The sequence below is a fragment of the Kitasatospora sp. NPDC004799 genome, from assembly GCF_040609095.1.
In the GTDB taxonomy this organism is placed as follows: domain Bacteria; phylum Actinomycetota; class Actinomycetes; order Streptomycetales; family Streptomycetaceae; genus Kitasatospora.
The window spans coordinates 1-9,148 of the sequence record NZ_JBEXJK010000339.1 but is presented as its reverse complement, the minus strand read 5'-3'; the positions used below and the strand labels follow the sequence as shown (position 1 = coordinate 9,148).

The window sequence follows — 9,148 nt, the reverse complement described above, 5'->3', positions numbered from 1 at the left end:
AACCGCCCCAGGACGCCTTCGGCATCACGGTCTCGACGGCGGGCCAGCGGGTCTGGCTCGGCGGCGAAGACGGCCCGGGCTGGAACCTGCCGGTCAGCGGCCGCCGTGGAGCAGGTGGAGCGAGAAGCCGGCGCCGGTGGAGACGGACGGCGTCCGGACCGTCGTCACCCCGGTCGCGGCGTCGTGGTACCAGCCCGAGGCGGCCGCGTCGAGCGCGGCGGCCGAGTCGAGCCGGGGCAGCGGGCCGCCGTCGGCGACCACCTGGCGCGGGGCGGGGCGGCCGTGCACGGTGAGGCGGTACGACCGCTCGGCCGGCTTGCCGGCGTAGTCGCCGTCGCTGGCGCCGATCCGGACGGTGGTGACGGCGGGGTCGGTGTGCACGTCGACCCGCTGGGTGGCCGAGGAGCCGGTGGTGAACTGCCGCGTCACGCCGTCGTCCTCGTACAGCGTGTAGGAGGAGTCGCGCCCGGGCTGCGGGTAGAGGTCGTAGTCGAGCTCGGAGCGGTCCCGGTTCTCCCAGGACAGCGTGCCCTTGGGCCACATCGGCACGATCGCGCCGCCTCGGACAAACAGCGGCAGGGTGTCGAGCGGGGCGGAGTAGCCGTCGACCGTGGTCGGGCCCTGGTAGGTGCGGCCGGTCCAGTAGTCGGTCCAGGTGCCCTCGGGCAGGTAGATGCCGTCGCGCACGGTGGTGTCCGAGTAGACCGGCGCGACCAGGAAGTCGGGCCCGGCCAGGAACTCGTACGTCGCGTTCGGGCCCAGGGTGTTCGGGTCGTGCGGGTACTCCAGGGCGAGCGGGCGGACGGCGCCGACGCCGGTGCGGGTGGCCTCCTCGGAGAGGGTGTACATGTACGGCAGCAGCCGCTCCTTCAGCTGCAGGTACTTGTGGTTGATCGAGGTGTACGGCTCGCCGTCCAGCCAGGGCTGCTCGTCCCGCTGCTCCTTGCCCGTCATGTCCTTCGCCCAGCCGTCCATGGTCATGATCGCCGGGAGGAAGGCCTTCCACTGCAGGTCGCGGGCGTACATCGTGGGGTCGCGGCGGAAGATCGAGCCGACGTCGCCGGTGTTGTAGGCGATGCCGGACATGGTGGCGCCGGCGTAGGTCGGGATCTGCCAGCGGATGTAGTCCCAGGACAGTGCCTGGTCGCCGCTCCACAGCACGCCGCAGCGCTGCGCGCCGGCCCAGGAGACCGGCAGCCAGACGAAGCCGCGGGCGTCGCTGTTGTCCTCGATCCCGGCCTTGGCCTGGTCGCAGGCGTTCAGCGCGAAGTCGTAGCCGTTGCCGACCCAGGCCACGTCGAGCTTGCGCACCCGCACGCCGGCCTTCACCTCGGCGGCCTGGTTCGGCAGGCCGTTCTGGGTCCAGAGGCCGAGCTGGGCGTGGTCCTTCCTCAGGCCCGCGCCGGTCGGCGCCAGGTCCTCGTAGCCGCAGCCGTAGCCGTCGTTGACCAGCATCCAGCCCAGCGGCATCTGGTTGGCGACGTAGGCGTCGGCGACCTTCAGCGCGTCCTGGGTGTGGCGCTCGCCGCGGTTGGCGTTGTGCAGGTAGCAGTCGGAGTCGCCGGGCTCCAGGCCGTAGACGGGCGGCATGAAGGGCTTGCCGACCAGGGCGGTGTACCGGCCGATCACCGCCTTGACGTCGCCGGTGAAGTAGTAGGCGTCCAGGCGCCGTTCCTGCTGCCCGGTGCGGACGGGCGAGCCGAAGTCGTAGATCCCGGGCGTGAAGGTGTTGCGGAAGACGCCGTAGCCGGCGGTGGAGACGTAGAACGGCTGGGAGTTGTTCCAGCCGCCCTCGTTCCAGTCGAAGCTGTTGGCGACGTGGACCGTCCGGTCGCGGTGCGAGAAGGAGCCGTTCTGCTCGCCGCCCCCGAAGAACTGCTCGTCCGCGCCGCGCACCAGGCTCTGCCGCAGTCCGCTGGTGCTCCAGCGCAGCGGGGCGTCCTCCTGCCACAGGGCGGTGCGGTCGTCGGCCTTGTACAGGCCGAAGCGCAGCGGGTGCTTGTAGACCCGCAGGACCAGGCCCTTGGCGCGGATGCCGTAGTACGCCCCGGCGTCGAAGGTGCTGGTGTCGCGCTGCGGCTCGGGCTGCGCGCGGACGATCGTGCTGCCCGCCGGATCGGTGAGGACGCCGTCCGGGGCGGCGCGCAGGCGCAGTTGGTCGTCGGCGAGGAAGTCGACCCGGGCCTTCAGGGTGCCCGCGGCGATGTCGTAGCTGCCTTCGAAGCCGCCGAAGGAGGTCAGGTCGCCCGCGTCGGAGGTCTGCGGCAGGTAGGCGGTGCCGGTGTAGGAGCCGCCGTGGGCGTCGTAGGGGACGACGAGGACGCGGTAGCGGCCCGAGGCCTTCGGGATCACCGTGGCCTCCGGGTCGGCGGTGCCCGCGCTGCTCGCCACCTGCTTGCCGGTGGCGTCGTAGACGTAGAGGTCGAAGGCCTCGGTGGGGTCCTGCCAGCGGATGGAGAGCGGGACACCGCCCTCCGGGTTGTCGTCCCAGTAGCCGGTCGGCACGTTGACGGTCAGGTCGAAGTGGTCGCAGACCGTGCCGCCCGGGTCCTGGGCGGCCCGGGTCAGCGACCGCCGGCCGGCCCGGTGCTGTCCCGGACGACCAGCTCGGGGCGCAGCAGCTGGATCGAGTTGGCCGGGGCACCCGACCGGCTGAGGGCGCGCAGCAGCAGCTCGACCGCCTCCCGGGCCATCTCGCGCTTGGGGATGGCCACGCTGGTGAGGGCCGGCCGGGCCACCCCGACCTCCGGGTTGTCGTCGTGCCCGACGATCGACAGGTCGTGCGGGACGCGGCGGCCCGCGGCCCGGGCGGCCTCCAGGGCGCCGAGGGCGAGGACGTCGTGGGTGGCGAACAGCGCGGTGATCCCCGGGTCGGCGGTCAGCGCCGTGGTCGCCGCCGCGAAGCCGCCGACCGGGGTGGGCTCGGGCGCCAGGTGGACGGCCCGCTCGGGGACGGTCAGGCCGTCGGCGGTGAAGGCGCGCCGGAAGCCGGCCACCCGCGGGGCGTGGTCGGGGCTGGCGAGCACGGCGACGCGCTCGTGGCCGAGTTCGCGCAGGTGGCGCCCGGCTAGGTAGCCGGCCCGCTCGTAGTCGATGGTGACCACCGGGAAGCGGTCGGGGGCGTCGGTCTCCCAGGCGCACAGCGCGACCGGGAAGGCGGCCTCGGCCAGCAGCGGCAGGTGGTCGATCAGGTCCCGGTCGCCGGCGATCAGCAGCGCGTCCACCGAGCGGCTGGTGAGGCCGGCCAGGTGCCGCTTGGCGCGCTCGCCGTCCAGCCGGGTGGTGCAGAGCAGCAGGTGGTAGCCGTTGGCGTCGAGGACGTCCTCGACCTCCTCGACGATGTCGGCGTAGAAGGAGCCCGTCACGGTGGGGACGAACAGGCCCACCGTCCTGGTGGCGCCGGTGGCGAGGGAGCGCGCGACCAGGTTGGGGGTGTACCCCAGCTCCTCGATCGCGGCGCGCACCCGGGCCGCCGTCGCCGGGCTCACGGCGCCCCGCCCCCGGATGACGTTGGAGACGGTCTGCTTCGTGACCCCGGCGCGCTCGGCCACGTCCTGCATCGTCACCATGACTGGATCCTTCGGCTTTACCGGTCAACCTGCTTGCGGTGAAACATAGGGCACCGTCGAGGGACCGTCAAGGTCGATCCAAACCCTGGTCCCGTCCCGTGACATGACGATCAGTCGCACAGAAGACGCGAACGTGCCGCACACCGGAACGGGTTTTTGAAAGGACTATTGATTTACCGGTCAACCCGACCGTATCGTCCCAGCCATCCAGCCGCTCCCCGTCCTCGGGCCCCGGCTGACGACACGTCCGCGCGGCATCTCGCGCCTCCGAGAGGAACCACCATGGGGAGAACGACCATGCCCGCCGCCCGCGTCGTCGGCGCGGCCACCGCCGTCGCACTCGCGCTCGGGGCGAGCGCCTGCGGCAGCGGCTCGGGGAGCGACGCGAAGGCCTCCGGCGGCTTCACCTACTGGTCGATGTGGCGCGCCGACGAGCCGCAGGCCAAGGTGCTGAAGGCCGCGATCGACGACTTCACCGCCACCACCGGCGCCAAGGTGAACGTCACCTGGGCGGGCCGCGACATCGCCAAGAAGATCGGCCCGGCGATCGCCGCCAACCAGGCCCCGGACCTGTGGGACCAGTCCGACGACAAGATCTACGGCACCACCGCCGCGGCCGGCCAGGCGCTCGACCTCTCGCCGGTGCTGCAGCTGCCGGTACCGGAGGAGAACGTCCCGGTCTCCCAGGTCATCCCGGCCAAGTACTTCGACATGCTGCCGAAGGACCCGTCCGGCTCCAACCACTACGTGATCCCGTACGAGGTGGTCACCAACGCGATGTTCTACAACGCGGCCGACCCGGCGGTCACCGCCGCCATGCCGAGCCCGCCCACCGACTGGGCCGGGCTGCTCAAGGTGTGCGACGCGCTGAAGGCGGCCGGCAAGGCGTGCATCGCCTCCGAGGGCGAGGACCCGTGGACCAGCGGGCTGTTCTTCGACTACCTGCTCAACGGCGCCGGGGTGAACGTCGCCGAGCTCGCCGCCGACCGGTCCGGCGCGGCCTGGGACGCCCCGGCGGTGCTCACCGCGGCGCAGCAGGTGGAGCAGCTGGTCAGGGGCGGCCACCTGATCCCGGGCTACGACGCCACCAAGTTCCCGGCGCAGCAGACCAATTGGACGGCGGGCAAGGCCGCCTTCTACATGGACGGCAACTACGTCACCGCCGAGATCGCCAAGCAGGTCCCGGCCGGCTGGAAGACGGCGTCGCTGCTGCCGCCCACCGCGAAGGCCCCGGACGCCGGCCTGTTCGGCTTCGCGGTCCCCAAGCGGGCCAGGAACGCGGCCGCGGCGCAGAAGTTCATCGCCTTCTTCCTGCAGAAGAAGCACCTCGCCGGGATCTCCACCACCGCGCTCAACCTCACCCCGCGCACCGACATCCCGGCCCCCGCGGACCTGGCCGACGTGCAGCGGACCCTCGAAGCCCCGACCCTGCGCCTCAGCTTCGACGGCGTGGGCGGCAGCTGGCTGCCCAAGGTCCTGAACGAGAACTACCTGGACCTCTGGCACGGCAGGACCACGGCCGCCCAGTTCGTCGCCAAGTGCAGGGCCGACCAGGTCACCTACTGGCAGACCCAGGGCTGACGGTGGCGACGACGATCGAGCGCCCGCCCGGGGCGGACGCCGCCCGCAGCCGCCCCCGGGGCACCGCCCGTCCAGGCGTCGGCCCGCTGGAGCGCCAGCGCCGCCGGATGTTCTGGCCGTTCACCGCGCCCGCGCTGGCCGTCTACGCGGTGCTGTTCGTCGCCCCGGTCGGCTACGCCCTGTGGACCAGCCTGTACAGGTGGGACGGCATGGGCGAGATGGACTGGCGCGGCCCGCAGAACTACCTCCTGCTCCTGCGCGACCCGCGGTTCCGCACCTCCCTGGTCAACACGCTGGAACTGATGGCCGTCGGCGGCACGATCACCTTCGTGCTCAGCTTCGCGCTGACCCTGGTGCTGCGCGAGATGAGGGCCAGGCTCTTCGCCCGGTCCGTGCTGTTCTTCCCCTCGCTGGTCAACGGCATGGTCTTCGGCATCGCCGCCGGCTTCCTGTTCTCGCCCACCGGCCCGGTCAACCGGGCGCTGGAGTTCCTCGGGGTGACCACGCCGCCCAAGTGGCTGTCGACGGACAACCTCCTCCCGATGGTCCTGGGCACCCTGGTGTGGACGGCGACCGGCTACTACACCTCGATCATCATGGCGGCGGTCGACCAGATCCCCGACTACCTCTACGAGGCGGCCGAACTGGACGGCGCCGGCCCCTTCCAGCGCTTCCGGCACATCACCCTGCCGTGCGCCTGGGACGTCATCGCGGTCTGCGCGGTGCTCTGGACGGTCAGCTCGGTGAAGATCTTCGAGCTGATCCTGCTCTACGGCGGCAGCACCAACGCCTATCCGCCGGTGAGCAGTTGGAACACCGCCGTGTACGTGTACGCCGAGGCCTTCCCGCAGGGCACCGTCCCCCGGCTGGGCACGGCCACCGCCGCCGCGACGGTCAGCCTGGTCATGGTCACCCTGATCACCGTCGTGCTGCGCCGCGTGCTGCGCCGCGAGCCGATCGAGTACTGACCCCCGGGCCCCCGGACCCCCGGACCCTCGGACCCCCGGACCGCCCCGGACCGCGCCCCCCGGACCGCCGCCCCCCACCGCCACCGGAAAGGCCCCCACCCCGTGCGACGCAGAAACCGAGCCGCCGGACTCGCGAACAGGATCGGCACGGCCGCCGTCTGGCTCGTGGTCGCCGCCGACCTGCTGCTGGTCCTGTGGATCCTGCTGACCTCGCTGCGCAGCGGCCCCGACATCCTGCAGCACTCCTTCGGCCTGCCGACCGGCCCGCGGACCGACAACTACACCACCGCGTTCGACGAGGGCGGCTTCGCCCGGGCGGCCCTGAACAGCGTGCTCACCGCCGGCCTCTCCTCCGTGGTCGCCGTCGCCCTCGCCGCCCCCTGCGCCTACGCCCTCGCCCGGCGCCGCTCGCGGACCTCCTCGGCGCTGACCACGGCCTTCGCGATGGGCCTCGGCGTGCCCGGCCAGGTCCTGGTGGTGCCGCTGTTCGTCGGCCTGTCCCGGGTGGACCTGACCGACAGCGACCTCGGCCTCGGGCTGGTCTACGTCGGCCTGGCGATGCCCTTCACGGTCTTCCTGCTGACCGGCTTCTTCAGCGGCATCCCCGCCGTGCTGGAGGAGGCCGCCGTCCTGGACGGCGCCGGCCCGCTGCGCACCTTCGTCCAGGTGGTGCTGCCGGTCGCCCGGGGCGGGCTGGTCACCGCCTTCCTCCTGCAGTTCGTCACCGCCTGGAACGAGACCCTGTTCGCCCTCGTCCTGACGAACAGCCAGGACACCGTCACCCTCCCGGTGGCGCTCTCCTCGTTCGTCGCGGCCCAGCAGTTCAACGGCCTGGACTTCGGCACGATGTTCGCCGGGGTCTGCATCATCCTCGCCCCGATGATCGCGCTCTTCTCCTGGATGGGCTCGCGGATCATCCAGGGCATGACAGTTGGGATCGGCAAGTGACCTCGACCCTGCGCACCGACCTGCTCCGCATCGACGGCACCCCCGACCCGGTCGGCGGCACCCTGCCGATCCTGCACGGCCTGCCCCGGCAGACCGGCGCGGGCGCCGGGGTCGACGAGGAGATGCGCCGCAACCTGGCCTACGGGGTGCCCGACACCCTGCTGCCGTACACCCGGCAGGGCGGCTACGACCGGGTCCGGGCCGAGCGCGAACTCCCGTGCGTGGTCCTGGAGAACGAGACCCTCGCCGCGACCTTCCTGCCCTCGCTCGGCGGGCGGCTCTGGTCCCTGGTCCACCGCCCCACCGGACGGGAGCTGCTGCACCGCAACCGGATCCTGCAGCCCGCCAACCTCGCCCTGCGCGACGCCTGGCTGGCCGGCGGGGTGGAGTGGAACCTCGGTGCCACCGGGCACTGGCCGCTGACCTGCGAGCCGCTGCACGCCGCCCGGCTGACCGCGCCCGACGGTACCCCGGTGCTGCGGATGTACGCCTTCGAACGGCTGCGGCGGCTGGTCCTGCGGATGGACGCCTGGCTGCCCGCCGGCTCGCCCGCGCTGTACGTCCGCATCGGCGTCCACAACCCCGCGCCGACCGAGACCCCGGTCTACTGGTGGTCCAACATCGCCGTGCCCGAGGACCGGGAGGTGCGCGTCCTCGGCCCGGCCGACCACGCCTTCCACTGCGACTACGTCAGCGACCTGCGGCGCGTCCCCTTCCCCGAGGTCGACGGCGTCGACCGCAGCTACCCCGGCCGGGTCCGGCGCGCCGCCGACTACTTCCTCGACCTCCCCGGCGGCGAACGCCCCTGGATCGCCGCGCTGGACGCCACCGGCAGCGGGCTCGTCCAGACCTCCACCGCCCGGCTGCGCGGCCGCAAGCTGTTCTGCTGGGGCACCGGCACCGGCGGCAGGCACTGGCAGGAGTGGCTCTCCGGCCCGGACTCCGCCTACCTGGAGATCCAGGCCGGCCTGGCCCGGACCCAGCTGGAGCACCTGCCGATGCCCGGCGGCGCCACCTGGTCCTGGACCGAGGCGTACGGGCTGCTGCAGGCCGATCCCCGGGCGGTGCACGGGAGTTGGGCGGAAGCCCGGGAGGCCGCGGCCGCCGCGCTGGACCGGTGGGTCCCGCCGCTGGAGCTGCAGTTGGCCGATGCCCGGGCCGCCTCGTTCGGCCCGCCCGAGGAGGTGCTCGCCGAGGGCGGCGGCTGGGCCGCGCTGGAGATCGAGGCCGGCGCCCTGCCGGCCTCGCCGGTCCTGCCGTTCGGCGAGCCGGCGGCCCCCCAGGAACCCTGGCGGCAGCTCCTGAAGACCGGCACGCTCCCGGTCTGCGACCCGCCGGCCGAACCGGTCACCGGGGTGCACTGGCGGCTGCTGCTGGAGGGGAACGCCGCGGACTGGCACGCGCTGTACCAGCTGGGGTTGCTGCGGCTGGCCGCCGGGGAACGGGAGTCCGCCCGCGAGGCGTTCGAACGCTCCGTCGCCGCGCAGGCCTCGCCCTGGGCGCTGCGCGCGCTCGCCTTCCTCCTCCCGGACCGGCGGGAGGCCGCCGACCTCCTCCTCGCGGCGCACCGACTCCGGCCGGAACTCCGGGAGTTGACGATCGAGACGCTGGAGGGCCTGCGGCGCGCCGATCGCCCCGCCGAGGCGCTCGCGCTGATCGCGGGGCTCTCCCCGGACGACCGGGCGCACGGCCGGATCCGGCTGGCCGAGGCGGAGGCGGCGCACGCCCGCGGCGACGACGACCGGGTCCGGCGGCTGCTGGCCGAGGGCATCCAGGTCGACACCATGCGCGAGGGCGAACTCTCCCTGGACGCCCTCTGGCTCGCCGTCCACCCCGGCACACCGGTGCCGCCGCAGTACGACTTCCGGATGGCGGACGGCTGACCGCCCGCCGCCCCCGCCGCGGCCCTCCCGTTCCGCACCCCACGACCACTCTCCCGTTCCGCACCCCCACACCGGGGCGCCACGGCGCGCCCCACCACGGAAGAGGAGTACCCGTGTCCCCGCTACGCACCCGATGGGCCCGCGCCCTCGCCGCCGCCGCACTGGCGGCGCTCGGCGCCGGCACCCTGGCCCCCGCCCC

General features: G+C 73.2%; 6 protein-coding genes. 4 read left to right on the top strand and 2 right to left on the bottom strand.

Going from position 1 to position 9,148, the window contains the following annotated elements; genetic code table 11:
* Positions 1 to 93: 93 nt before the first annotated feature.
* Together ABZW03_RS31190 and ABZW03_RS31185 are read right to left on the bottom strand one after the other, a co-directional pair.
* A complete protein-coding gene (locus ABZW03_RS31190; RefSeq protein WP_355265673.1) occupies positions 94 to 2,241 on the bottom strand; it encodes a TIM-barrel domain-containing protein in 2,148 nt (715 codons plus the stop codon).
* Between the two features lie 323 nt (positions 2,242 to 2,564).
* A complete protein-coding gene (locus tag ABZW03_RS31185; protein ID WP_355265671.1) occupies positions 2,565 to 3,569 on the bottom strand; it encodes a LacI family DNA-binding transcriptional regulator in 1,005 nt (334 codons plus the stop codon).
* A gap of 282 nt (positions 3,570 to 3,851) precedes the next feature.
* On the opposite strand from ABZW03_RS31185, the gene ABZW03_RS31180 reads away from it, so the two are divergent.
* From ABZW03_RS31180 to ABZW03_RS31165, 4 genes are all read left to right on the top strand, one after another.
* Entirely contained in the window at positions 3,852 to 5,150 is a 1,299-nt protein-coding gene (locus ABZW03_RS31180; RefSeq protein WP_355265668.1) for an ABC transporter substrate-binding protein, read from the top strand.
* A gap of 2 nt (positions 5,151 to 5,152) precedes the next feature.
* The gene (locus ABZW03_RS31175; RefSeq protein WP_355265665.1) at positions 5,153 to 6,118 is read left to right on the top strand and encodes a sugar ABC transporter permease; all 966 of its coding nucleotides are present in this window, start codon (positions 5,153 to 5,155) and stop codon (positions 6,116 to 6,118) included.
* Positions 6,119 to 6,220: 102 nt separating this feature from the next.
* Positions 6,221 to 7,066 (top strand): carbohydrate ABC transporter permease, encoded by an 846-nt coding sequence (locus ABZW03_RS31170; protein ID WP_355265662.1) that lies wholly within the window; start codon positions 6,221 to 6,223, stop codon positions 7,064 to 7,066.
* The gene (locus tag ABZW03_RS31165) at positions 7,063 to 8,949 is read left to right on the top strand and encodes a DUF5107 domain-containing protein (protein WP_355265659.1); all 1,887 of its coding nucleotides are present in this window, start codon (positions 7,063 to 7,065) and stop codon (positions 8,947 to 8,949) included. The genes ABZW03_RS31170 and ABZW03_RS31165 overlap by 4 nt, the downstream gene beginning before the upstream one ends.
* The last annotated feature ends 199 nt before the right edge of the window (positions 8,950 to 9,148 follow it).

Coding starts and splice junctions, on each gene's coding strand:
- ABZW03_RS31180 (WP_355265668.1), top strand. CDS start 3,852: ATGGGGAGAACGACCATGCCCGCCGCCCGCGTCGTCGGCGCGGCCACC.
- ABZW03_RS31185 (WP_355265671.1), bottom strand. CDS start 3,569: ATGGTGACGATGCAGGACGTGGCCGAGCGCGCCGGGGTCACGAAGCAG.